We start from the raw sequence: 25,250 nt of genomic DNA on the forward strand, positions 1-25,250 counted from the left end.
GGTAATGCGCCAGCTTTATCCCACGCCGCTCATTGCATCTCCCAAATGGAAAATCGGTAAATACATCGCGACAACCAGCGTACCGATGATCAAACCCGTAATGACCAGTAACGCGGGCTCAAGTAGCGCAGCCAGATTTTCCGCCTGAGACAGCGTTTTCTCTCCGTGATGGTGGGCGAGATTACGCAGCATTGCATCCAGCGAACCTGATGCTTCCCCCGTTCTTACCAGCTGTATACATAATGGACTGAATTGACCGCAATTTTTCAGCGCCAACCAGACAGGTTTCCCGGCGCTGATATCGTGATGAACCTGCGCTAAACGTTGAGACCAGAAAGGGCTGGCAAGCGTTTCACTAACACTCTCAAGACCCTGTAAAAAGGGAATGCCAGCGTTTTGTGTTAACGCCAGAACGGTAAAAATCTGTGCGAGTTTTTGCCCTCTGACCATTGCTCCTGTAACAGGGAGCCCAAGCAACCATTTCTGACTCAGAATGAGCCAATACGGTTTTTGTTTGATCACGTGATATGTCATAACCGAGAGCATAGTGAATGCTACCGCCAGCCACCCCCATTGGCTGCTATAGTCGGCGATGGCAATAATCCCCCGAGTGAGCGCCGGTAGTGGGGTGTTGAACGTTTGGTAGATGGCGGCAAACTCAGGGAGCACAAACTGCAGCATCGCAAATACCACTATTACCGCCATCGTGATGATGATAATCGGATAGCGCAGGGCTTTTTTAACTTTATCAGCGAGTTGCTGCTGGTTTTTTTGCTGTCTGGCGAGTTCAAAACAGCAATCATCCAGCTTACCTGTAAGCTCTCCGGTACGGATCATCGCCTGATAAAGTGGCGGAAAAACGTGTTGCCATGTTGCGAGTGAGGTGGAGAGGGAAATGCCCTGCTCCATATCGTGAGCCAGCGTGCGCAGTAGCGCCTGCCACTGGCTGCTGGGATGCTGTTCAGCCAGCAGGGTTAGCGCTGCCGAGAGTGTTAGCCCTGCTTTCAGTAAGGTTGCCAACTGATGTATGGTTTCGGCGCTTCTTTCACGGCTCCAGTGAGAGTTTTTGACACGGATACGTTTAATACGTAACGGCGTGATATGCCGCTGCTCCAGTGCTTGTATCAGCGAGAGTCGGGTTTCAGCCCATAATACGCCTTCCGACGGCTCACCTTCGTTGTTAATGCCTTGCCAGCGCCAAAGCTGTTTAGCTGACATGCGGCATGCCCAGTACGCGAATCAGTTCTTCATATGTCGTTAAGCCTTGTTCGACGGCCTGACAGCCATTCCCGAAAAGCGTACTCCCTGATAGCAGAGCATCTGACTCCACCCCGTCTACGGATGTGCCGCTGGCGATATTCTGGCGTAATGCAGGAGTAACGGGCAGCACTTCAAACAATGCGGTACGGCCATAAAACCCGTGATAACAATGTTCGCAACCAGACGCATGCCAACGTGGCAGTGGCATGGGCCAGATTGCTTTGGGGAGCGTGATGGATGTCTCCAGGCGTTGTCGGCAATGGGGGCATAGCTTTCTGACCAGCCGTTGGGCAATGACGAGCGTCAGCGCGGAGGCGATCATCCAACGCGCAACCCCCATTTGCTGCAGGCGCACCAGGGTTTCACTGGTGGAATTTGTATGCAGTGTTGACAGAACCAGATGGCCGGTTTGTGCTGCCTTAAGCGCTATTTCAGCCGTTTCGCCATCGCGGATTTCGCCGACCATAATGATGTCGGGATCCTGGCGCAGCAGAGCGCGCAATACTCCCTGAAAAGTAAGACCTGCGCGTGGGTGAATTTGTGTCTGGTTAAGGCCTGCGATCGGGATCTCTACCGGGTCCTCTACGCTACAAAGATTCACATCTGATGTATTTCGGGTTTGTAGCGCGCTGTACAGGGTGACCGTTTTACCGCTCCCGGTAGGCCCGGTAACCAGAATCAGCCCTTGAGGCTGCTGCAACGCTTGCGAAAATGCTGCCAGCTGTTCGTCCTGCATTCCCAGCGTAGTGATATCCAGCGTCTGATCGACCTGTTGAAGTAGCCGCAGCACTACCTTTTCACCCCAGCGACAGGGCAGGGTGGAGATACGAAACGAAATGGGCTGCCCTGAAATCTCAACGGTAAATTGTCCGTCTTGTGGCAGCCGGTGCTCGGCGATATCCAGACTGCCTAATACTTTTAATCTCGCAGTGATAGCGATGCCCATCTCAGTTGTGACTTCCGGCAAAGCGTGTAATACGCCATCCACGCGTAATCTGATCCGATAGCGATGTTCCGCGGGTTCAAAGTGAATATCAGAAGCCCGTTGAGCCAGGGCGGATTGAAACGTCTGATTCAGCAACCCGGCTGCGGTAGCGCTGCTTTCAGACACTACGACCGGTAACATTTTCTGTGGCGTATGCGTGTGCCCTTCCATTTGCTGGCGCGTCCAGCAAACAATGTCGATTCGTCGGGTGGTGGCAAAATGCAGGGCATCCAGCAGCTCATGGGATGGTGCATCCACCACGGCGATGTGTACTACTTCATTGTCTGCATCGAGTAATATTCCCTGATAACGTTGGCATAGCGCCGTAAGTTGCGTGGTATTCATCTCTTTTCCTTAGTAGGTATCGAAGCGGAAAACGTCTTCGCAAGCCTGTTGCAGTGCGCTGTCATTTTGAATGGCGCAGTTACGGCTCCAGCCGGTAATGCCGTTGGCATTGTCCCAGCCCGGCGTCATCGTGATGCTTAGCCCGTTCAGGCTTTCCTGGCCTGTGAGACTGACAACGCCTTTTTCAACACTCATGCCTGAGACATAACGGGTGGTTGTGGGGGAGGGGATGCCATTGGTCCCGGCATCGCAAGTCTCCGTTCCACCATGCTCCAGCGCACAGAGTTCGACCGCGGTGCGATAGGGGACAAAGGTTTGCAGCATGTCTGTCAGGGCGGCTTTGCGTAGATAGTTTTGATAAGCCGGAATACCGATGGCGCTAAGAATGGCAATGATGCCAATGACCACCATCAGTTCGATAAGCGTGAAGCCTCGTTGTTTATCCATTGTTGATTCGCTCCTGGAGTTAGCTGGCGCTACTTTGGCAAATCGAACGGATCTTTGGCGAGAGACAAAAAACAGAACAGGAAGGCAGGTTCAGAGGATATTTACGAAATTACAGCATCAGACAACGTATTTGCGAAGGGGCTCGAAGAAACTGCCGGATGACGGCGTAAATGCCTTATCCGGCTGGGGGATGCCCGATAAGCGAAGCGCCATCGGGCCTTGCTATTAGAAATTAACGAAAACGCATGGAGAGATCGAGCGCGCGGACGTGCTTGGTCAGGGCGCCAACGGAGATAAAGTCCACACCGGTTTCGGCAAATTCTCGCAGTGTTTCATGGGTGACGTTACCCGAGACTTCCAGACGCGCCTGGCCGTTGGTGCGTTTTACCGCTTCGCGCATTTGCTCAGTTTCGAAGTTATCGAGCATGATGATGTCCGCCCCGGCTTTCAGCGCGTCGTCCAGTTCTTCCAGGCTTTCAACTTCAACTTCAACGGGTACATCCGGATGCAACCAGAAGGCTTTTTCAACGGCCTGGCGTACCGAACCAGAAGCAATAATATGGTTTTCTTTAATCAGGAAGGCGTCAGAAAGCCCCAGACGATGATTCGCGCCGCCGCCGCATAACACGGCGTATTTCAGGGCAGTACGCAGCCCTGGCAGCGTTTTACGTGTATCCAGTAGTTGGGTTTTTGTCCCCGCCAGCAGATCGACGTATTTACGCACCTCGCTCGCCACACCCGAAAGCGTCTGCACAAAATTAAGCGCGGTACGTTCGCCGGTCAGCAGTACGCGGGAAGGTCCGTCCAGCTCAAACAGCGGTTGATTAGCTTTAATACTGTCGCCATCCTCGACATGCCAGGTGATGTTGACATCATCGCCAGCCAGTTGAATAAAGACCTCTTCCACCCAACGTTTCCCGCAAAAAACGCCATTTTCTCGGGTGATCACGGTGGCGTGGGAGCGCATGTCTTCGGGTAAAAGCTGTGCGGTGATATCGTTATTGGCATCAACTTCTCCGCCTAAATCTTCGCGCAGTGCCTGGGCTACAGCGGCAGGGATATCCAGATTTATGCGTTCCAACAGCGCGTCACGTCGGTAGTCAGGGTTATAGCGGCGAGGCGGCATGATAAAACTCCAAATTGCTAACGAATCATAAGGTAGAAACATGCTACCCTGAACCTGATATGAGCACCACCAATAAGGAGATTCTGCATGTTGTTAGATGAGGGTTGGCTGGCAGAGGCGCGACGCGTTCCCTCTCCTCATTACGATTGCCGCCCGGATGACGAAAACCCTTCTCTGCTGGTGGTGCATAATATCAGTCTGCCGCCCGGCGAATTTGGCGGCCCGTGGATAGACGCGTTGTTTACCGGCACGATTGATCCCAATGCCCATCCTTTTTTTGCTGAGATCGCCCATTTGCGCGTCTCGGCCCATTGTTTGATCCGCCGTGATGGTGAGATTGTGCAGTACGTCCCTTTTGATAAACGCGCCTGGCATGCGGGCGTGTCAAATTATCAGGGGCGTGAGCGCTGTAATGATTTTTCAATTGGTATCGAGCTGGAAGGAACGGATACGCTGGCCTATACCGATGCACAGTATAAGCAACTTGCAGCCGTGACCAATGCACTGATTACGCGTTATCCGACCATTGCCAGCAATATAACTGGACACTGCAACATTGCCCCCGAGCGTAAGACCGATCCCGGGCCGTCTTTTGACTGGGCAAAATTTCGCGCCCTGGTCACCCCCTCGTCGCACAAGGAGATGACATGACGTTGTTTACAACATTACTGGTGTTGATTGTTGAACGCCTGTTTAAGCTGGGTGAGCACTGGCAGCTTGATCATCGGGTGGAAGCTTTTTTCCGCCGAATTAAGCACTTCTCGATGATGCGTACGGTGGGCATGACCCTGATTGCAATGGGGCTGACATTCCTGCTGCTGCGCGCGGTTCATGGGCTGCTGTTTAACGTTCCGTTACTGGTGGCGTGGATCTTAATTGGCTTGCTGTGCATTGGAGCAGGCAAGGCGCGTCTCCACTATCACGCCTATTTACAGGCGGCATCTCGTGATGATGTACATGCTCGTGAGGCGATGGCCAGCGAGCTGACGCTTATCCATGGTGTTCCGCCGGACTGTGATGAGCGTGAGTTCCTGCGTGAACTGCAGAACGCGCTGTTATGGAACAACTTTCGCTTTTATCTGGCGCCGTTATTCTGGTTGATTGTCGGTGGTCCTTGGGGACCGGTGACGCTGGTTGGTTATGCCTTTTTACGCGCCTGGCAGTCCTGGCTGGCGCGCTATCAGACGCCGCATCAGCGTCTGCAATCGGGTATTGATGCGATCCTGCATGTGCTGGACTGGATCCCGGTTCGTTTGGCTGGCGTAGTCTATGCGCTGCTGGGACACGGCGAGAAAGCGCTGCCGGCCTGGTTTGCCTCACTGGCGGATCTGCATACTTCGCAATATCAGGTGTTAACGCGTCTGGCGCAGTTCTCTCTGGCGCGTGAACCGCATACTGATAAAGTCGAAACGCCAAAAGCGGCTGTTTCAATGGCGAAGAAGACTTCGTTTGTGGTGGTGGTGGTCATTGCGCTGCTGACAATTTATGGAACACTGATCTAACGATTGTTGCCGGATAGCGGCATAACCGCCTTATCCGGCCTGGCGCATATGTAGGCCGGATAACGGCGCAATGACTCAATACGTATCCGCTGGCGGCACGCCAAAATCAGGCATCCCGTTTTCGTCCCAGCGCACCAGTTTCAGACGCGTATGGCGGTTTGGATCGTACAACGGATCGCCTTCAATTTCGGTGTAATTTCTCGCGTGGTACACCAGTACATCTTCACCTTCCGGCGTTTGCGTAAAGCTGTTGTGTCCCGGTCCATACTGGCGATTTTCATAGCTGGTGGTAAAGACCGGGCGCGGTGATTTTTGCCAGTTCTGCGGGGTGAGCGGATCGGCGTTGAGGTCAATCCACAGTAACCCCATACAGTAATTCTCATCGGTGGCGCTGGCCGAATAGCTGATAAACAGCTTGTCGCCATGCACCATGACGGCCGGACCTTCGTTGACCCAGAAACCCCGGCATTCCCAGTCATACTCAGGATGGCTGAGCATGACCGGCTCGCCTTTAATCGTCCATGGGTTTTCCAGCTCGGCGAGATAAATATTGGAATTTCCGGCGATATCGGGCGATTTTTGCGCCCATAGATACCACTGTTTTCCCTGATGATTAAAGGTGGTGGCATCCAGGGCGAAGGTATCAAACTGCGTTTTAATCTGGCCTTTCTCTATCCACTTGCCGGTCAACGGATCGGCGTCTGCGCACTCCAAAGCAAACATGCGGTGCTGGAACATCCCCAGCTTATCAAGCGCCTGAGTATGGGTAGCGGCAAAATAGATGTACCACTTGCCCGCCAGATGATGAAGTTCCGGCGCCCAGATGAGTTGGCTCATAGGACCACTTTCCGGCTTACGCCAGACGACAACGGGAGTGGCGGAGCGCAATCCCTCCAGAGAGTCGGCCCGACGAATCTCCAGTCGGTCATATTCTGGCACTGACGCAATGAAATAGTAGTGGCTACCGTCGCGTAAGATAAACGGATCGGCGCGTTGTTCGATAAAGGGATTTGGCCACTGATTCATTAGGCTTTCCTTACGGTTTCAGTCGTTTTTATATCGTGGTATTCATTCAGTTCACGGTAGTTGGCGCGACGCTTTTCTAAATCTGCCTGGATTTGCTGCATAAACTCGCGGTCAACTTTCAGCAGACGAACCACGCCTGCGGTAATCAGGTAGCCTACGCCGGGTATGATGGTAAACAGCAGCATAATACCGTTGATGGCAGAGTCGCTTTGCGCTTTCGCCCCTGCATCGTAGCCGTACCAGGAGAGCAGGAAGCCAACCATCGCCCCGGCAATCGCCAGGCCCAGCTTGAGGAAGAACAGGTTACCGGAGAAACTGATCCCGGTGATGCGCTTACCGGTTTTCCACTCACCGTAGTCATCGACATCCGCCATCAACGACCAGTGCAGCGGGGAAGGGATCTGATGCAGGATGTTGAGCAGGAAGTAGAGCACCATGATCATCATGGTGGCTTTCGGGTCGAAGAAATAAAATGCAGCGGAGAAAATCGCCAGGATGATGTTGGTCCAGAAGAACACCTTCAGTTTGCACCAGCGATCGGTTAATACCTTCGCCAGCATGCTGCCGATCATCATGCCGACGACGCCGAGGCTGATAAACAACGTGGCGAACTGCGTGCTTTGTTGCATAACCCACGTAACGTAGTACATGGTGGCGGCCATGCGAATAAAGCCCGGGCAGACGTTGCACAGGGTTAACAGCAGGATTTTTACCCACTGATCGTTCTTCCACACGTCTTTCAGGTCGGCTTTTAAATCGTCGTTAGTCTGCACGGCGGGGCGAACGCGTTCACGGACTGATGCAAAGCAAAACAGGAACATACACATGCCGATGAAGGCGAGCACCGCCATCGCCATCTGATACCCTTTAGCTTTGTCTTCCCCGCCAAACCAGTCAGCCATCGGCAGCAGGGTGAGGGAGAGTAGCAGGGTTGCAATCCCTACCAATACAAAGCGATATGACTGACAGGCGACGCGTTCCTTGGGATCGTTGGTGATAACGCTGCCGAGCGAACAGTAGGGAATGTTGATCGCCGTATAGGTAATAGAGAGCAGGAAGTAGGTGACGAAGGCATAGATAACTTTGCTGTTATACGTCCACTCAGGGGTGGTAAACATAAGCACGCTGAATAATGCGTAAGGGAAAGCCATCCACAAAAGCCATGGACGAAATCGACCATATTTACTGCGTGTGCGGTCGGCCATCGCGCCCATTATAGGGTCGGTAACGGCATCGATAACGCGTACTGAGAGTAGTAATACGCCGACCAGGGCAGGCGCCAGACCAAAAATATCTGTATAAAAGTAGTTAACAAACAACATGATGGCGCCAAAGATGATGTTGCATCCGGCGTCGCCCATTCCATAGCCGATCTTTTCTTTCACCGTGAGCTTACTGGTTTCCATCAACTGCACTCCATTAATAAGATATGGAGAGAATTATTGTCTGGTACCGGTGTTTTTACGTTGCAGGATAACGCCGCTGATATGGACGAAACAGTCGTGAATGGGAAAGTGTGAGGCAGGTAACAACCCCCACCCGGTCCAGGTGGGGGAGGGAAGTTTAATGCGCTTTAACCGCGCGGGCCGTTTTCTGCTTGCACAGATAGCCGATGCCAAGAATACCAATCCATACCGGGATTAAGTACACCGAGATCGCCATGCCCGGCGTCATCAGCATAATCACCAGCACTGCGGCCATGAACAGCAGGCACACCCAGTTACCAAGCGGGTAGAACAGAGCCGGGAAGCGGGTGGTTACGCCCTGCTGCTGTTTGGCTTTGCGGAACTTCATGTGCGCCAGGCTGATCATCGCCCAGTTGATCACCAGGGCGGAAACCACCAATGCCATCAGCAGGCCAAAGGCGGATTCCGGCGCCAGATAGTTGATCAACACACACAGAGCCGTTACCAGCGCGGAGACCAGAATGGTGTTTACCGGTACGCCGCGCTTGTCGACGTTCATCAGCGCTTTCGGCGCGTTGCCCTGCTGCGCCAGACCGAACAGCATGCGGCTATTGCAGTATACACAGCTGTTATAGACAGAAAGGGCGGCGGTCAACACCACGATGTTCAGCGCATTGGCAACAAAGGTGTCGCCCAGCTCGTGGAAAATAAGGACAAACGGGCTGGTATCAGCCGTGACGCGTGTCCACGGCATCAGGGAAAGCAGAACCGCCAGCGAACCGACATAGAAAATCAGGATGCGGTAGATAACCTGGTTAGTCGCTTTCGGAATGCTTTGCTCCGGGTTATCGGCTTCTGCTGCGGTGATGCCGACCAGTTCCAGCCCACCAAAGGAGAACATGATAATCGCCATCATCATCACCAGACCGGTGAAGCCGTGTGGCAGGAAGCCCCCCTGGCTCCACAAGTTGCTGACGCTGGCCTGTGGGCCGCCGTTACCGCTAAACAGCAACCAGCCGCCGAACAGGATCATCGCAACTACGGCAATGACTTTAATAATGGCAAACCAGAACTCCATCTCGCCAAACACCTTCACGTTGGTCAGGTTGATGGCGTTGATCAGCACGAAGAAGGCCGCCGCAGAAACCCAGGTTGGGATCTCCGGATACCAGAACTGAATGTATTTACCTACGGCAGTCAGCTCTGCCATGGCAACCAAAACGTACAGTACCCAATAGTTCCAGCCGGAAGAGAAACCCGCGAAACCGCCCCAGTATTTATAAGCAAAGTGGCTAAAGGAGCCTGCAACCGGCTCTTCAACCACCATTTCACCTAACTGACGCATAATCAAAAAGGCGATAAAGCCGGCAATAGCGTAACCGAGAATAATCCCCGGTCCTGCAGACTGGATAACGGATGCGCTACCAAGGAATAACCCGGTACCAATCGCGCCACCCAGCGCGATGAGCTGTATATGGCGGTTTTTAAGGCCGCGCTTGAGCTGATCGCCATGCGGTTGACTTTCCATCATTAAACCTCGTGTGTGGTTTTACTCTTCATATTTCGAGTACTTATTTTTTGAACTACGCAGCAATGCGTGTGTAAGTTTGCAATTCCGTTTGTTGTATTAATTTGTTTACAGATGCCAATAAGGAAATGTTGCCTCAATACTTTTGTCTTGATCAGAATAATGTTATGCGAGCGCGAATGCACCTGCTTTATGCGAGGGTGTTGACGAGTTGAATAAAAAGAAACCATTTGTAAATGCGAGTTTATCTACCTCAAAATTTCCATTTTGAATTTTTATTCATTAATTTCGCTTTAAAAGTCGATAATTAGGTAGGTGAATCGGTTCAGATAATATATTTTTTCGTTTCAATTCGGTTAAAACTACCCCATGGTGGGTAAATTTAACATTTGTGCATAGTTACATGTTTGAAACGTTATTTCTGTAATGTTGTTAAAATATGCCCCCTTTACTGATTTCAATCAAAACCTGTATGGACAGAAGGTGAATACTTTGTTACTTTAGCGTCAAGAACATGAAATTGGTAAGACCAATTGACTCCGGGCAAATGGCTTAAGACAGGAAATCATGGCCTACAGCAAAATCCGCCAACCAAAACTCTCCGATGTGATTGAGCAGCAGCTGGAGTTTTTAATTCTTGAGGGGACACTTCGCCCCGGAGAAAAACTCCCACCGGAACGCGAGCTGGCAAAACAGTTTGACGTCTCCCGCCCCTCCTTACGCGAGGCGATCCAACGCCTTGAAGCGAAGGGGTTACTGCTTCGTCGTCAGGGCGGTGGCACTTTTGTTCAGAGCAGCCTGTGGCAGAGCTTTAGCGACCCACTGGTAGAGCTGCTCTCTGACCATCCTGAATCCCAGTTTGACCTGCTTGAGACGCGCCATGCGTTGGAAGGTATTGCAGCCTATTACGCTGCATTACGCAGCACGGATGAAGACAAAACGCGTATCCGTGAACTCCACCATGCGATCGAGCTTGCGCAACAGTCCGGCGATCTGGACGGCGAATCCGATGCGGTACTCCAGTATCAAATTGCTGTCACCGAAGCCGCACACAATGTGGTACTGCTCCATCTGCTAAGGTGTATGGAGCCGATGCTGGCCCAGAATGTTCGTCAAAACTTCGAATTGCTGTACGCGCGTCGCGAGATGCTGCCGCTGGTAAGCAGTCATCGTACCCGTATCTTTGAAGCAATCATCGCCGGGAAGCCTGAAGAGGCGCGTGAAGCGTCTCACCGTCACCTGGCGTTTATCGAAGAGATTTTACTGGACAGAAGCCGTGAGGAAAGCCGTCGTGAACGCGCCTTACGCCGTCTGGAGCAACGAAAGAATTAGTGATTTTTCTGGCAGAACGTTAACCAGAAGATGTTGTAAATCAAGCGCTAATAAAATGCGCGGCAACTAAACGCAGAACCTGTCTTATTACGCTCTCTGACGAGAACGTAATGGGACAGGTTCCAGATAACTCAACGTATTAGATAGATAAGGAATACCCCCATGTCAGAACGTTTCCCAAATGACGTGGATCCGATCGAAACTCGCGACTGGCTACAGGCGATCGAATCGGTCATCCGTGAAGAAGGTGTTGAGCGTGCTCAGTATCTGATCGACCAACTGCTTTCAGAAGCGCGCAAAGGCGGCGTGAAAGTAGCGGCAGGTGCAGGGGCCAGCAATTATGTAAACACTATTGCCGTTGAAGATGAACCGGAATATCCGGGTAATCTGGATCTGGAACGTCGTATCCGTTCTGCTATCCGCTGGAACGCCATCATGACCGTACTGCGCGCGTCTAAAAAGGACCTCGAGCTGGGTGGCCACATGGCATCCTTCCAGTCCTCCGCAACGGTATATGATGTTTGCTTCAACCACTTCTTCCGCGCACGCAACGAGCAGGATGGCGGCGACCTGGTATACTTCCAGGGTCACATCTCTCCGGGTATCTACGCACGCGCATTCCTGGAAGGTCGTCTGACTGAAGAGCAGATGAACAACTTCCGTCAGGAAGTACATGGCAAAGGCCTGTCTTCCTACCCACACCCGAAACTGATGCCAGAATTCTGGCAGTTCCCGACCGTCTCTATGGGTCTGGGCCCAATCGGTGCTATCTACCAGGCTAAATTCCTGAAATATCTGGAACACCGTGGCCTGAAAGATACCTCTAAACAAACCGTTTACGCTTTCCTCGGCGACGGCGAGATGGATGAGCCAGAATCTAAAGGTGCGATCACTATCGCGACCCGTGAAAAACTGGACAACCTGGTCTTTGTTATCAACTGTAACCTGCAGCGTCTTGACGGCCCGGTCACCGGTAACGGCAAGATTGTTAACGAACTGGAAGGCATCTTTGCAGGTGCTGGCTGGAACGTTATCAAAGTCATGTGGGGCGGTCGTTGGGATGAGCTGCTGCGTAAAGACACCAGCGGTAAACTGATCCAGCTGATGAACGAAACCGTTGACGGCGACTACCAGACCTTCAAATCCAAAGATGGCGCATACGTACGTGAGCATTTCTTCGGTAAATACCCGGAAACCGCAGCTCTGGTTGCTGACTGGACCGATGAGCAGATTTGGGCTCTGAACCGTGGTGGTCACGATCCGAAGAAAGTCTACGCTGCACTGAAAAAAGCGCAGGAAACCAAAGGCAAAGCAACTGTAATCCTCGCCCATACCATTAAAGGTTACGGCATGGGTGACACTGCTGAAGGTAAAAACATCGCTCACCAGGTTAAGAAAATGAACATGGACGGCGTGCGTTATATCCGCGACCGTTTCAACGTTCCAGTGACCGATGAGCAGGTTGAAAACCTGTCGTACATCACCTTCCCGGAAGGTTCTGAAGAGCACACCTATCTGCACGCTCAGCGTCAGAAACTGCACGGCTACCTGCCTGCTCGTCAGCCGAACTTCACCGAGAAGCTGGAACTGCCGGCTCTGGAAGACTTCGGTGCGCTGCTGGAAGAGCAGAACAAAGAAATCTCCACCACTATCGCGTTCGTTCGTGCCCTGAACGTGATGCTGAAGAACAAGTCGATCAAAGATCGTCTGGTGCCGATCATCGCTGACGAAGCGCGTACTTTCGGTATGGAAGGTCTGTTCCGTCAGATCGGTATCTACAGCCCGAACGGCCAGCAGTACACCCCGCAGGACCGTGAGCAGGTTGCTTACTATAAAGAAGACGAGAAAGGTCAGATCCTGCAGGAAGGTATCAACGAACTGGGTGCCGGTGCATCCTGGCTTGCTGCTGCGACTTCTTACAGCACCAACGATCTGCCGATGATCCCGTTCTACATCTACTACTCCATGTTCGGGTTCCAGCGTATCGGCGACCTGTGCTGGCAGGCTGGTGACCAGCAGGCGCGCGGCTTCCTGATTGGTGGTACTTCCGGTCGTACTACGCTGAACGGCGAAGGTCTGCAGCACGAAGATGGTCACAGCCATATTCAGTCTCTGACTATCCCGAACTGTATCTCTTACGATCCGTCTTACGCGTACGAAGTTGCGGTCATCATGCACGATGGTCTGGAGCGTATGTACGGTGAGAAACAAGAGAACGTTTACTACTATATCACCACGCTGAACGAAAACTACCACATGCCGGCAATGCCAGCAGGTGCCGAGGAAGGTATCCGTAAAGGTATCTACAAACTCGAAACCATCGAAGGTAGCAAAGGTAAGGTTCAGCTGCTGGGCTCCGGTTCTATCCTGCGTCACGTCCGTGAAGCAGCGCAGATCCTGGCGAAAGACTACGGTGTAGGTTCTGACGTTTACAGCGTAACTTCCTTCACTGAACTGGCGCGTGATGGCCAGGATTGTGAGCGCTGGAACATGCTGCACCCGATGGAAACGCCGCGCGTTCCGTACATCGCTCAGGTGATGAACGACGCACCGGCAGTAGCATCTACTGACTATATGAAACTGTTTGCCGAACAGGTTCGTACTTATGTACCGGCTGATGATTACCGCGTACTGGGTACTGACGGCTTCGGTCGCTCTGACAGCCGTGAAAACCTGCGTCACCACTTCGAAGTTGATGCTTCCTACGTGGTTGTAGCGGCCCTGGGCGAACTGGCTAAACGTGGCGAAATCGATAAGAAAGTGGTTGCTGACGCAATCACCAAATTCAACATCGATGCAGATAAAGTTAACCCGCGTCTGGCGTAAGAGGTAAAAGAATAATGGCTATCGAAATCAATGTACCGGACATCGGGGCTGATGAAGTTGAAATCACCGAGATCCTGGTCAAAGTGGGCGACAAAGTTGAAGCTGAACAGTCGCTGATCACCGTAGAAGGCGACAAAGCCTCTATGGAAGTTCCGTCTCCTCAGGCTGGTATCGTTAAAGAGATCAAAGTCTCTGTTGGCGATAAAACTGAGACCGGCAAACTGATCATGATTTTCGATTCCGCCGATGGTGCAGCAGCCGCTGCACCTGCTCCGGCAGAAGAGAAGAAAGAAGCAGCTCCGGCAGCAGCACCTGCTGCGGCAGCGGCGAAAGAAGTACACGTACCGGACATCGGTGGTGACGAAGTTGAAGTTACCGAAGTGATGGTTAAAGTGGGCGACACCGTTGCGGCTGAACAGTCTCTGATCACTGTAGAAGGCGACAAAGCCTCTATGGAAGTTCCGGCGCCGTTCGCAGGTACCGTTAAAGAGATCAAAATCAACACCGGCGACAAAGTGTCTACTGGCTCCCTGATTATGATCTTTGAAGTGGCGGGCGAAGCGGGCGCGGCTGCACCGGCGAAAGCTGAAGCGGCTCCAGCAGCAGCTCCGGCTCCGGCAGCCTCTGGCTCGAAAGAAGTTAACGTACCGGACATCGGTGGTGACGAAGTTGAAGTCACTGAAGTGATGGTTAAAGTGGGCGATAAAATTGCCGCTGAACAATCACTGATCACCGTAGAAGGCGACAAAGCTTCTATGGAAGTTCCGGCTCCGTTCGCGGGTACCGTGAAAGAAATCAAAATCAGCACCGGCGACAAAGTGAAAACCGGTTCTCTGATTATGGTCTTCGAAGTTGAAGGCGCAGCACCTGCGGCCGCTCCGGCTAAACAGGAAGCGGCGGCTCCGGCTCCTGCGGCGAAAGCTGAGAAGCCAGCGGCTCCAGCTGCAAAAGCGGAAGGTAAATCTGACTTCGCTGAAAACGACGCTTACGTCCACGCCACCCCGCTGATTCGTCGCCTGGCGCGCGAATTCGGCGTAAACCTGGCGAAAGTGAAAGGCACTGGTCGTAAAGGTCGTATCCTGCGTGAAGACGTTCAGGCTTACGTGAAAGACGCGGTTAAACGCGCCGAGTCTGCACCGGCAGCATCTGCTGGCGGCGGTATCCCGGGCATGCTGCCCTGGCCGAAAGTGGACTTCAGCAAGTTTGGTGAAATCGAAGAAGTGGAACTGGGCCGTATCCAGAAAATCTCTGGTGCTAACCTGAGCCGTAACTGGGTGATGATCCCGCACGTTACTCACTTCGACAAGACCGATATCACCGATCTGGAAGCGTTCCGTAAACAACAGAACGCCGAAGCTGAAAAACGTAAACTGGACGTGAAATTCACCCCAGTAGTCTTCATCATGAAAGCCGTTGCCGCCGCTCTGGAACAGATGCCGCGCTTCAACAGCTCTCTGTCCGAAGACGGTCAGCGTCTGACCCTGAAGAAATACATCAACATCGGCGTTGCGGTAGATACCCCGAATGGTCTGGTTGTTCCGGTCTTCAAAGACGTGAACAAGAAGAGCATTACCGAGCTGTCTCGCGAACTGACCACCATCTCTAAGAAAGCGCGTGATGGCAAGCTGACCGCTGGCGAAATGCAGGGCGGTTGCTTCACCATCTCCAGCATCGGTGGCCTGGGTACTACCCACTTCGCGCCGATTGTGAACGCGCCGGAAGTGGCGATCCTCGGTGTCTCCAAGTCCTCTATGGAGCCAGTGTGGAACGGTAAAGAGTTTATGCCGCGTCTGATGATGCCGATTTCGCTCTCCTTTGACCACCGCGTAATCGACGGTGCGGATGGTGCGCGCTTTATCACCATCATCAACAACATGCTGTCTGACATTCGCCGCCTGGTGATGTAAGCGAAAAAGCCGGCCCGACGGCCGGCTTTTTTCTGGTAATCTCATGAAGTCAGTGAGGTTATTGTGCGAAAGACAAATCGGTTGCCGTTTGTTGTTTCAAAATTGTTAACAATTTTGTAAAATACGGGCGGATAGAACGACCCGGTGGACGACGGGTATAAATTAAGAGGTCATGATGAGCACTGAAATCAAAACTCAGGTCGTGGTACTTGGGGCAGGCCCTGCAGGTTACTCTGCTGCCTTCCGTTGCGCAGATTTAGGTCTGGAGACCGTCATCGTAGAACGTTACAGCACCCTCGGTGGTGTTTGTCTGAACGTCGGCTGTATCCCTTCTAAAGCGCTGCTGCACGTAGCAAAAGTTATCGAAGAAGCCAAAGCGCTGGCTGAACACGGTATCGTTTTTGGCGAGCCGAAAACCGATATCGACAAGATTCGTACCTGGAAAGAAAAAGTTATCACTCAACTGACCGGCGGTCTGGCTGGTATGGCTAAAGGCCGTAAAGTGAAAGTGGTTAACGGTCTGGGTAAATTTACCGGGGCGAACACCCTGGAAGTTGAAGGCGAAAACGGCAAAACCGTGATCAACTTCGACAACGCGATCATCGCGGCGGGTTCCCGTCCGATCGAGCTGCCGTTCATTCCGCACGAAGATCCGCGCGTGTGGGACTCCACTGACGCGCTGGAACTGAAAACGGTTCCTAAGCGCCTGCTGGTTATGGGCGGCGGTATCATCGGTCTGGAAATGGGTACCGTGTACCATGCACTGGGTTCAGAGATCGACGTGGTTGAAATGTTCGATCAGGTTATCCCGGCTGCCGATAAAGACGTGGTTAAAGTCTTCACCAAGCGCATCAGCAAGAAATTCAACCTGATGCTGGAAACCAAAGTGACCGCCGTTGAAGCGAAAGAAGACGGTATCTACGTTTCCATGGAAGGCAAAAAAGCGCCTGCTGAAGCACAGCGTTACGATGCCGTGCTGGTGGCTATCGGTCGTGTACCGAACGGCAAAAACCTCGATGCGGGCAAAGCTGGCGTGGAAGTTGACGACCGTGGCTTCATCCGCGTTGACAAGCAGCTGCGCACCAACGTGCCGCACATCTTTGCTATCGGCGATATCGTCGGTCAGCCGATGCTGGCGCATAAAGGTGTTCACGAAGGTCACGTTGCCGCTGAAGTTATCGCCGGTAAGAAACACTACTTCGATCCGAAAGTTATCCCATCCATCGCGTACACTGAACCAGAAGTTGCATGGGTTGGTCTGACTGAGAAAGAAGCGAAAGAAAAAGGCATCAGCTACGAAACCGCCACTTTCCCGTGGGCTGCTTCTGGCCGTGCTATCGCTTCTGACTGCGCAGACGGTATGACCAAACTGATTTTCGACAAAGAATCTCACCGTGTGATCGGTGGGGCGATTGTCGGTACCAACGGCGGCGAGCTGCTGGGTGAAATCGGTCTGGCGATCGAAATGGGCTGTGACGCTGAAGACATCGCGCTGACCATCCACGCTCACCCGACTCTGCACGAGTCCGTTGGCCTGGCAGCTGAAGTGTTCGAAGGTAGCATCACCGACCTGCCGAACCCGAAAGCGAAGAAAAAGTAATTTTTCCAAAATGATAAAAAGCGGCTGAATGGCCGCTTTTTTTTTATGTGTTTGTTACACAATAGTGTCAAAATCTGGCAAAAATTAAGGTAAATCGCCGAATTGCCAGAAAATGTTTTTTCCCGTACCGCACGATACGCCCGAACCGCATGAAATCTCCATTCCAAGTCAACGTACTGTTTCACAAGAAATAAATCACCTTATCTTGTCATTAGATGAAATTAATAACCCTCTAAACTAATAGCGTGATAACAAATTGAGAGGGGAAATGATGAAACGTTTTTTAAAAGCAGCAGTAATGACTACCGTGTTTATTTCCGGCATGGCGCTGGCGCAGGACGCCGTCATCCCATGGGCTACCAACAGCGGTGGTACAGAAAGCACGCATATTGCAGCAATGGGACAAAATTTGAATGCGCAGCATCAGCAGATTAGCCAGACACAGGAAGGTGTGTGGGCCACAAACTCTGGCAGCATTCGAGCTGATGAAGTAGCACTTACCAGCACGAAGCCGGCGTTTAAAGGTTATCCTGAATTAATGCCGCATCAGAATTAACTCTCCCGCTCACGTCAGACAAATTCACGCTGACGTGAGCGTCGCCAATTCCAAACTACCAGTTCTGGTAGTCATCTTATTGATATTTCCGCTAAAAAAAATTGCGCAACTGCCGATACTTTTTTCGCCATTGTGTGGCTACTGGCCGCGCGGTTAAGAGGCTCTGGACTCTCTATTACACGAAAAAAGGAAAAAACATGTCTTTAAAAAAAATCGCGGTTGTTGGCATGGTTGTCGCGACAATGACGCTGACCGGGTGTGGTGCCATGACCACCGCCGTTAAAAAACGTAATCTTGAAGTGAAAACGCAGATGAGTGAGACCATCTGGCTGGAGCCTTCCAGCGAGAAGACCGTCTACATTCAGGTGAAAAACACTTCCGATAAAGACATGAGCAACCTGCAAACCCTGCTGGCAAATGACCTGTCCGCGAAGGGCTATAAAGTGACCAGTTCACCGGACAGCGCTTACTACTGGGTGCAGGCGAACGTACTGAAAGCGGACAAAATGGATCTGCGCGAAGCTCAGGGCTTCCTGAAGACCGGTTATGAAGGGGCGGCGATGGGGGCTGCTTTAGGCGCGGGGATTACCGCTTATAACAGCAACTCCTCCGGTGCGGCGCTGGGCGTTGGCCTGGCAGCGGGACTGATCGGTATGGCTGCTGATGCGATGGTGGAAGACGTAAACTACACCATGGTCACTGACCTGCAAATCTCCGAGCGCAGCAAAGCGAAAGTGACAACAGATAACGTTGCCGCGCTGCGTCAGGGGACGTCCGGCATCAAGCTGCAAACCAGCACTGCGCAAGGCGATCGCGCCAAATATCAGACCCGAGTAGTATCTAATGCCAATAAAGTGAACCTGAAGTTCGAAGAAGCGAAGCCGGTTCTGGAAGCTCAACTAGCGAAATCTGTCGCTAACATCCTGTAATTTGTTGCGAGTTGCCGGGTGGCTACGCTTACCCGGCAACTCATCCTTCGATTCTGGGGATTCAGGGCGTGACAGGCTGCCAGGTTTTATCCAGGTGGTAGGCGGTTAACGCCTGTGCTTTTCGCTGCGACTCCTCGCCAAGATCCGCCTGATAGACCTTGTCATCACCGTTGACCATAAAGCTCATCACGCCAGTATGATCGTAGCTGACGGGCCAGGCAACCATCGCAAAGCCGCTGGCTTTGTCGGGAAGAATACGGAAATGATAACCGTGATAGCCTGTGCCGGGTTCCTGCGGACTGAAGGCTGGCCCCAGCGGGCTTGGCGCTTCACCGGGTGAAACGGGCCAGTACAGACCATCTTTTTTCCCTTCAGAGCTGACAATCTTTTGTGCGTACGTCTGGTTCATCGCAAAGTAGCTTTGCTGAGCATCGACATAGGCATGTAATGCCTCGATGGCAGCGAGTTCGTTGCGCCCAATCTCACGGGTCAGGATCTCTTCGGCCGCTTCCTTAATATCAAATTGCCAGCCAGAAGTGGTTTTAACCACCGGGATCGGCAGTTGCCAGTCGCTGTCCCCGACCACCAGGTGCGCGGTATTACCGTCGACAACGGTGTTATGGCGAACCTTCCAGTCGCGCAGGAAGCGGTCTACCGCATCGGGGTCGACGCCTTCCGGCGGCAGAAACTCGCGCCAGTTTTCCCCAAGCAGGTTGTTCATCGCACTTTCATTTTGCTCACTGATAGCGTTTGCCAGCGCATCGGTGGCCTGGTCCGGCGTGCTGAAGGATTGCTGTGCCATCGCGGTGGCCGAAACCATGAACAACACCATTCCACTGAGTAGTTTATTTTTCATGTCGGTTCCCTTAACGATGACGGAATTCACGGTGTTCAGCACGACCGCCGGATAGCTGGCGAGATGGTTGGTTGCGGGCGAACTGCCTGCTTTGGGCCCCTCGCTGCTGCTGTGCCTGCCAGTTGGCGGAGCGACTGTCATTACCGCTCAGCGCATTGGCGCGCGGCTGGAACTGTTGAAGATTACGCTGCTGCACATTGCGTTGCTGCGCCGGTTGCGTGATCCGTTTCTCCTGGCGCTGGGCGGCAGCCTGGCGATTTTCACGCTGCTGAGTGTTTGCCCGCTGCGCCGTTTGCGGCTTGGTATCGTAACCACGGTAGTTATTACGCTGAGAAATTTGCTTCAGCTGTTGGCTGGATGCCTGACGCTGGGCGTCTCTCGTGCCCGTACGCGCCGTTTGCGGGAATGTTTTCCCCGTTGATTTTTCCATCTGGCTCAGGGCTGCCTGACGCTGGCTATCACGGTTGACTGGTCGTTGCTGGGTTGAGCTTAAGCCCGTTGCCGTGTTAGTGGGGTGAAAGCGGTTATTAAGCTGGCTATTAGGGTACGGCACACCCTCGCGATAGGCCGGGTTGTGCTGCCAGGTACGGTTGGCGTCCGTCAGCCGTTGCCCGCTGATTTTATTGAAGTTATCAACGTTTATATTGATGTTGTTATCGCCGTTGCGGTTATACCCGCCATGGTTATCCCAGTCATCGTGATGATGGTGGTCCCAGTCATCGTCATCATCCCAGTCGATATTGCTGAAGATGGCATAGGTTGTGGCGACACCGAGGCTGAAGCCTAAACCGTTCACGAAGCTGTTGCCAAACTGTTCGCCGGGCGTTGGCGGCAGATAGGTTGGTGGATAGGCGGTATTGGGCCAGGTACCGTAAACCGTGTTCGGATTATAGGTGGGGACGTACACCACCTGCGGATCGGCGGATTCAATTTTGATAACCGTTGGGCTTGTCGTGGCGGTCGTGGTAGTAGAACTGGTTGTTGACTCGCTGGTGACGGTTTTAGCCGGTGCTGCTTTTGTCACAGTAGTGACGGTCTGTTGCGGTGTTGATTGCAACGCCCCGGTTTGTTGCGCCAGCGCGCGCAGACGTTGCACAGAGTCCATGACATCTTTCGGTTGCGCGAGGAAAGCGTCACCCAGGCTTTGTACCCACGGCGGATTTTCGCCCATCAGCGACATCAGTTGTGGGAAGGCGACCAGTGATTTCACGCTGGGATCCCAGGGTTGACCAGCAACGGCCTGAATGGCGGCATCGCCCTGCATTTTGGGATTATCTTTTGACCACTGCGCGGCCTGGATGACGTTAGCCGGATAGGTTGAGGCCATCAAAATTTGTGACAGCAGTGAGTCCGGATAGAGCGCGATAGGTGCCACCCACTGATCGATTTGCGCAGCCGAGTATGTCGGAGCAGCAGCAGGCGCAGGTTGGTCAACTGGAGCAGGGGCCGCTACGGGGGCGGGAGCCGGCGCTGAAGGTTGTTGTGCGACGGGGGCCGGAGCAGCGGGCTCCGTTACGCGACTTTTAACGAACATCACGCCAGAGGCGGCAAACAACCCGGCACTGCACAGAAGAACAAGCAGGTGTGGCTTAAATGGCAACTTCATAAAATGACTCCAACGAGACAAGTGCTGTGCCGTGAGGCGTTCCTGTTGTCGCGAGTATCATGCACCCGTGTTTGACAGTTTTGACTTTTATTGGGGATTCAGCCGGCAGGTCCGGAAAAAGAGTGTGAGTATTTATTACACAATTATATCTGATGGCTTAAAAAACGCTGGAAAATTCAGCATGTCGCGCTTGAAAATCAACCGCTTTACGGCAATCTTAATCCCTCTGAAATGCGTCTCGCCTCGCCGCTACACCATTCTTAACGATTCAGCCAATTTTTTATGTTGCTTTTTTGTAAACAGATTAACACTTAAAGAAAATCCTGTTATTGTGCCTTATGCGGTACCGGGCATTTACCCTACTAACTACTGTCTCACAGGAGCGTGAAGAGAATCGCCCATCAACAAAAGCGCCGCATTATGACAATGAGAGCGAGGAGATATCGTCGTGCTAGAAGAATACCGTAAGCACGTAGCTGAGCGTGCTGCCCAGGGGATTGTGCCAAAACCTTTAGACGCAACCCAAATGGCCGCACTTGTCGAGCTGCTGAAGACCCCGCCTGTGGGCGAAGAAGAATTCCTGTTAGACCTGTTGATCAACCGCGTTCCTCCTGGCGTAGATGAAGCCGCATATGTTAAAGCCGGTTTTCTCGCTGCTGTCGCGAAAGGCGACACCACCTCCCCACTGGTCACGCCAGAAAAAGCCATTGAATTGCTGGGCACCATGCAGGGTGGTTACAACATTCATCCGCTGATCGATGCGCTGGACGACGCAAAACTGGCGCCGATTGCCGCCAAAGCGCTCTCTTCAACGCTGCTGATGTTCGATAACTTCTACGATGTAGAAGAAAAAGCCAAAGCGGGCAACGAATATGCGAAGCAGGTAATGCAGTCCTGGGCTGATGCCGAATGGTTCCTGAACCGTCCTCAGCTTGCTGAAAAAATTACCGTTACCGTCTTTAAAGTGACCGGTGAAACCAACACCGATGACCTTTCTCCGGCCCCGGATGCCTGGTCCCGCCCGGATATTCCTTTGCACGCGCTGGCGATGCTGAAAAACGCCCGTGAAGGCATTGACCCGGATCAGCCGGGCGTCGTTGGCCCGATCAAACAAATCGAAGCATTACAGAAAAAAGGCTACCCGCTGGCCTACGTCGGTGACGTTGTCGGCACCGGTTCCTCCCGTAAATCGGCGACCAACTCCGTACTGTGGTTTATGGGCGATGATATCCCGCATGTGCCGAACAAGCGCGGCGGCGGTCTGTGCCTCGGCGGCAAAATTGCGCCTATCTTCTTCAACACCATGGAAGATGCGGGCGCGCTGCCGATTGAAGTCGACGTGTCGAACATGAACATGGGCGACGTGATTGACGTTTACCCTTACAGTGGTGAAGTGCGCAACCACGAAACCGGTGAGCTGCTGGCAACCTTCGAACTGAAAACCGACGTGCTGCTCGACGAAGTCCGCGCCGGTGGCCGTATCCCGCTGATTATCGGCCGTGGCCTGACCACCAAAGCGCGTGAAGCGCTGGGTCTGCCGCACTCAGACGTTTTCCGTCAGGCGAAAGACGTGGCAGAAAGCAGCCGTGGCTTCTCTCTGGCACAAAAAATGGTTGGCCGTGCCTGCGGCGTGAAAGGCATCCGACCGGGCGCGTACTGCGAACCGAAGATGACTTCCGTGGGTTCCCAGGATACCACTGGCCCGATGACCCGTGACGAACTGAAAGACCTGGCGTGTCTGGGCTTCTCGTCTGACCTGGTGATGCAGTCCTTCTGTCACACTGCCGCGTATCCGAAGCCGGTTGACGTGAACACGCATCACACGCTGCCAGACTTCATCATGAACCGCGGCGGTGTGTCGCTGCGTCCGGGCGACGGCGTTATTCACTCCTGGCTGAACCGCATGCTGCTGCCGGATACCGTGGGTACTGGCGGTGACTCCCATACCCGTTTCCCGATTGGTATTTCCTTCCCGGCGGGCTCTGGTCTGGTGGCGTTTGCTGCCGCGACCGGCGTGATGCCGCTGGATATGCCGGAATCCGTTCTGGTGCGCTTCAAAGGCAAAATGCAGCCGGGTATCACGCTGCGCGATCTGGTACACGCCATCCCGCTGTACGCGATCAAACAGGGTCTGCTGACCGTTGAGAAAAAAGGGAAGAAAAACATCTTCTCTGGCCGCATTCTGGAAATTGAAGGTCTACCGGATCTGAAAGTCGAGCAGGCGTTCGAATTGACCGATGCTTCCGCCGAGCGTTCCGCTGCCGGTTGTACCATCAAGCTGAACAAAGAACCGATTATCGAGTACCTGACCTCCAACATCGTGCTGCTGAAGTGGATGATTGCAGAAGGCTACGGCGACCGTCGTACGCTGGAACGTCGCGTGCAGGGCATGGAAAAATGGCTGGCGGATCCGCAGTTGCTGGAAGCCGATGCTGATGCGGAATACGCGGCGGTGATCGACATCGATCTGGCGGATATCAAAGAGCCAATCCTGTGTGCGCCGAACGATCCGGACGACGCGCGTCTGCTGTCTGACGTGCAGGGCGAGAAGATCGACGAAGTGTTCATCGGCTCCTGCATGACCAACATCGGCCACTTCCGCGCCGCTGGTAAGCTGCTGGATGCGCACAAAGGCCAGCTGCCGACGCGCCTGTGGGTGGCGCCGCCAACCCGTATGGACGCGGCGCAGCTGACCGAAGAAGGCTACTACAGCGTGTTTGGTAAGAGCGGCGCGCGTATTGAGATCCCGGGCTGTTCCCTGTGTATGGGGAACCAGGCGCGTGTGGCCGACGGTGCGACGGTGGTTTCCACTTCTACCCGTAACTTCCCGAACCGTTTAGGGACCGGGGCGAACGTCTTCCTGGCCTCTGCGGAGCTGGCGGCGGTTGCGGCGCTGATCGGCAAGCTGCCGACGCCGGAAGAGTACCAGACCTATGTGGCTCAGGTGGATAAGACGGCGGTGGATACCTACCGTTATCTGAACTTCGACCAGCTTTCTCAGTACACCGAGAAAGCGGACGGCGTGATTTTCCAGACCGCAGTCTAATGCGTTAACGCGTTTTGTGTAAAAACGCATCAATGCCCGGAGAAGTCAGCTTCTCCGGGCATTTTTATTTCTATTCCTTATACCCGCTACGCTTTTTTTCTGCCGCGCTGCTGCGATAATTACAGCAAGGCGCAATGCGGTATTGGCGCATTGCCGGGAGCAGAGGAAGACATTATGGATTACGAATTTCTGCGCGATATTACCGGAGTGGTAAAAGTGCGTATGTCCATGGGCCACGAGGTGGTGGGGCACTGGTTTAATGAGGAAGTGAAAGAGAACCTGGCCTTACTTGATGAAGTGGAACAGGCGGCGCGTGCGGTGAAGGGCAGTGAGCGCTCCTGGCAGCGAGCAGGGCATGAATACACGCTCTGGCTGGATGGCGAAGAGGTGATGGTTCGCGCCAATCAGCTCGAGTTCTCGGGCGATGAAATGGAAGAGGGGATGAGCTACTACGACGAAGAGAGCTTTTCGCTCTGCGGCGTAGAGGATTTTCTGCAAGTGGTCGCGGCGTACCGCGAATTTGTGCAACAGCGTTAATCCATGCGGAGCCAGCGGGCTCCGCTATGTCTGTTACTTCACGTACGCCAGCAGGCTTAACGAGTCACGCGCCAGCGCTTTGCATTTTTTTGCCGTTGGGATGCCGATACCGCTGAGATCGCGATAGCTGTCCTCACCCAGTGCCTTCATGTTGAAGGTGTCGTAATTGCTCAGGTCCCACTGGTTTTGCTGGGCAAAAAAGACCAGTGCGCGACGGATCTGCCCATTTGGCAAATTCTGGTATCCACAGTCATTTTTCAGAAAAACAAAAACTGCCGTTAAATCGGCCATATCTTCGGCTTCGGACTCGCTCAGCGCGTAGCTATTTGCGCATACGGCCATCAGGCTGCCGAACAAAACTGTTCTGAAAAACGTCTTCATTGCTTCTACCACTGCATCACGGAATTTAAACGTTAGCACACTGCGAGCG

At 53.2% G+C, this 25,250-nt stretch carries 20 protein-coding genes; 10 read left to right on the forward strand and 10 right to left on the reverse strand.

Annotated elements, in window-relative coordinates; translation table 11 throughout:
• Nucleotides 1-15: 15 nt before the first annotated feature.
• The 4 genes from hofC to nadC form a co-directional block, all read right to left on the reverse strand.
• On the reverse strand, nucleotides 16-1,218 hold the full coding sequence (gene hofC, locus FDX11_RS21520) for a protein transport protein HofC (protein WP_137398511.1): 1,203 nt from the start codon (nucleotides 1,216-1,218) through the stop codon (nucleotides 16-18).
• Nucleotides 1,208-2,590, reverse strand: a complete 1,383-nt coding sequence (gene gspE, locus FDX11_RS21525) for a type II secretion system protein GspE (RefSeq protein WP_137398512.1) — start codon at nucleotides 2,588-2,590, stop codon at nucleotides 1,208-1,210. The genes hofC and gspE overlap by 11 nt, the downstream gene beginning before the upstream one ends.
• A 9-nt stretch (nucleotides 2,591-2,599) precedes the next feature.
• Nucleotides 2,600-3,037, reverse strand: coding sequence for a prepilin peptidase-dependent pilin (gene ppdD, locus FDX11_RS21530; RefSeq protein WP_042312306.1), 438 nt, complete (start codon nucleotides 3,035-3,037; stop codon nucleotides 2,600-2,602).
• Between the two features lie 232 nt (nucleotides 3,038-3,269).
• Nucleotides 3,270-4,163 (reverse strand): carboxylating nicotinate-nucleotide diphosphorylase, encoded by an 894-nt coding sequence (nadC, locus tag FDX11_RS21535; protein WP_042312634.1) that lies wholly within the window; start codon nucleotides 4,161-4,163, stop codon nucleotides 3,270-3,272.
• A gap of 87 nt (nucleotides 4,164-4,250) precedes the next feature.
• Here nadC and ampD point away from each other — a divergent pair, with 87 nt between their 5' ends.
• The gene (gene ampD, locus FDX11_RS21540) at nucleotides 4,251-4,814 is read left to right on the forward strand and encodes a 1,6-anhydro-N-acetylmuramyl-L-alanine amidase AmpD (protein WP_137398513.1); all 564 of its coding nucleotides are present in this window, start codon (nucleotides 4,251-4,253) and stop codon (nucleotides 4,812-4,814) included.
• Nucleotides 4,811-5,665 carry a beta-lactamase regulator AmpE gene (ampE, locus tag FDX11_RS21545; protein WP_137365158.1) on the forward strand — a complete coding sequence of 285 codons (855 nt, stop codon included), beginning with the start codon at nucleotides 4,811-4,813 and terminating at the stop codon, nucleotides 5,663-5,665. Before ampD ends, ampE begins: the two co-directional genes overlap by 4 nt.
• Before the next feature lie 75 nt (nucleotides 5,666-5,740).
• Here ampE and FDX11_RS21550 read toward each other — a convergent pair whose 3' ends face one another.
• The 3 genes from FDX11_RS21550 to aroP form a co-directional block, all read right to left on the reverse strand.
• Entirely contained in the window at nucleotides 5,741-6,691 is a 951-nt protein-coding gene (locus FDX11_RS21550) for a family 43 glycosylhydrolase (protein WP_137398514.1), read from the reverse strand.
• Entirely contained in the window at nucleotides 6,691-8,097 is a 1,407-nt protein-coding gene (locus FDX11_RS21555; protein WP_137398515.1) for a glycoside-pentoside-hexuronide (GPH):cation symporter, read from the reverse strand. The genes FDX11_RS21550 and FDX11_RS21555 overlap by 1 nt, the downstream gene beginning before the upstream one ends.
• 157 nt (nucleotides 8,098-8,254) lie before the next feature.
• Nucleotides 8,255-9,628 (reverse strand): aromatic amino acid transporter AroP, encoded by a 1,374-nt coding sequence (gene aroP / locus FDX11_RS21565; protein WP_170975623.1) that lies wholly within the window; start codon nucleotides 9,626-9,628, stop codon nucleotides 8,255-8,257.
• A gap of 564 nt (nucleotides 9,629-10,192) precedes the next feature.
• On the opposite strand from aroP, the gene pdhR reads away from it, so the two are divergent.
• The 6 genes from pdhR to traT all read left to right on the forward strand — a co-directional run bounded on the left by pdhR (nucleotide 10,193) and on the right by traT (nucleotide 18,775).
• Nucleotides 10,193-10,957, forward strand: coding sequence for a pyruvate dehydrogenase complex transcriptional repressor PdhR (pdhR, locus tag FDX11_RS21570; RefSeq protein WP_003018699.1), 765 nt, complete (start codon nucleotides 10,193-10,195; stop codon nucleotides 10,955-10,957).
• Between the two features lie 162 nt (nucleotides 10,958-11,119).
• Nucleotides 11,120-13,783: a pyruvate dehydrogenase (acetyl-transferring), homodimeric type gene (aceE, locus tag FDX11_RS21575; protein ID WP_079225503.1), complete on the forward strand. Its 2,664-nt coding sequence runs from the start codon at nucleotides 11,120-11,122 to the stop codon at nucleotides 13,781-13,783.
• Nucleotides 13,784-13,797: 14 nt separating this feature from the next.
• Nucleotides 13,798-15,690, forward strand: a complete 1,893-nt coding sequence (aceF, locus tag FDX11_RS21580) for a pyruvate dehydrogenase complex dihydrolipoyllysine-residue acetyltransferase (RefSeq protein ID WP_137398516.1) — start codon at nucleotides 13,798-13,800, stop codon at nucleotides 15,688-15,690.
• Between the two features lie 175 nt (nucleotides 15,691-15,865).
• Entirely contained in the window at nucleotides 15,866-17,290 is a 1,425-nt protein-coding gene (gene lpdA, locus FDX11_RS21585) for a dihydrolipoyl dehydrogenase (protein ID WP_003018686.1), read from the forward strand.
• A 271-nt stretch (nucleotides 17,291-17,561) separates the two neighbouring features.
• Entirely contained in the window at nucleotides 17,562-17,846 is a 285-nt protein-coding gene (locus FDX11_RS21590) for a hypothetical protein (RefSeq protein ID WP_060855471.1), read from the forward strand.
• A 197-nt stretch (nucleotides 17,847-18,043) separates the two neighbouring features.
• Complete coding sequence (gene traT, locus FDX11_RS21595; RefSeq protein WP_061382962.1) at nucleotides 18,044-18,775, forward strand: conjugal transfer complement resistance protein TraT; 732 nt, start codon at nucleotides 18,044-18,046, stop codon at nucleotides 18,773-18,775.
• Between the two features lie 61 nt (nucleotides 18,776-18,836).
• Here the strand turns inward: traT and FDX11_RS21600 are convergent, their stop codons facing one another.
• Both FDX11_RS21600 and FDX11_RS21605 read right to left on the reverse strand, forming a co-directional pair.
• The gene (locus tag FDX11_RS21600; RefSeq protein WP_061382963.1) at nucleotides 18,837-19,631 is read right to left on the reverse strand and encodes a DUF2950 family protein; all 795 of its coding nucleotides are present in this window, start codon (nucleotides 19,629-19,631) and stop codon (nucleotides 18,837-18,839) included.
• Nucleotides 19,632-19,641: 10 nt separating this feature from the next.
• A complete protein-coding gene (locus tag FDX11_RS21605) occupies nucleotides 19,642-21,237 on the reverse strand; it encodes a DUF3300 domain-containing protein (protein WP_042312282.1) in 1,596 nt (531 codons plus the stop codon).
• A gap of 448 nt (nucleotides 21,238-21,685) precedes the next feature.
• On the opposite strand from FDX11_RS21605, the gene acnB reads away from it, so the two are divergent.
• Entirely contained in the window at nucleotides 21,686-24,283 is a 2,598-nt protein-coding gene (gene acnB / locus FDX11_RS21610; protein WP_072277008.1) for a bifunctional aconitate hydratase 2/2-methylisocitrate dehydratase, read from the forward strand.
• Between the two features lie 174 nt (nucleotides 24,284-24,457).
• Nucleotides 24,458-24,820, forward strand: a complete 363-nt coding sequence (yacL, locus tag FDX11_RS21615; protein WP_003018670.1) for a protein YacL — start codon at nucleotides 24,458-24,460, stop codon at nucleotides 24,818-24,820.
• A gap of 33 nt (nucleotides 24,821-24,853) precedes the next feature.
• Here yacL and FDX11_RS21620 read toward each other — a convergent pair whose 3' ends face one another.
• Complete coding sequence (locus FDX11_RS21620) at nucleotides 24,854-25,201, reverse strand: YacC family pilotin-like protein (RefSeq protein WP_003018667.1); 348 nt, start codon at nucleotides 25,199-25,201, stop codon at nucleotides 24,854-24,856.
• Nucleotides 25,202-25,250 lie beyond the last annotated feature (49 nt).

It is taken from the genome of Citrobacter sp. wls714, from assembly GCF_005281025.1.
Lineage (GTDB): Bacteria > Pseudomonadota > Gammaproteobacteria > Enterobacterales > Enterobacteriaceae > Citrobacter > Citrobacter werkmanii.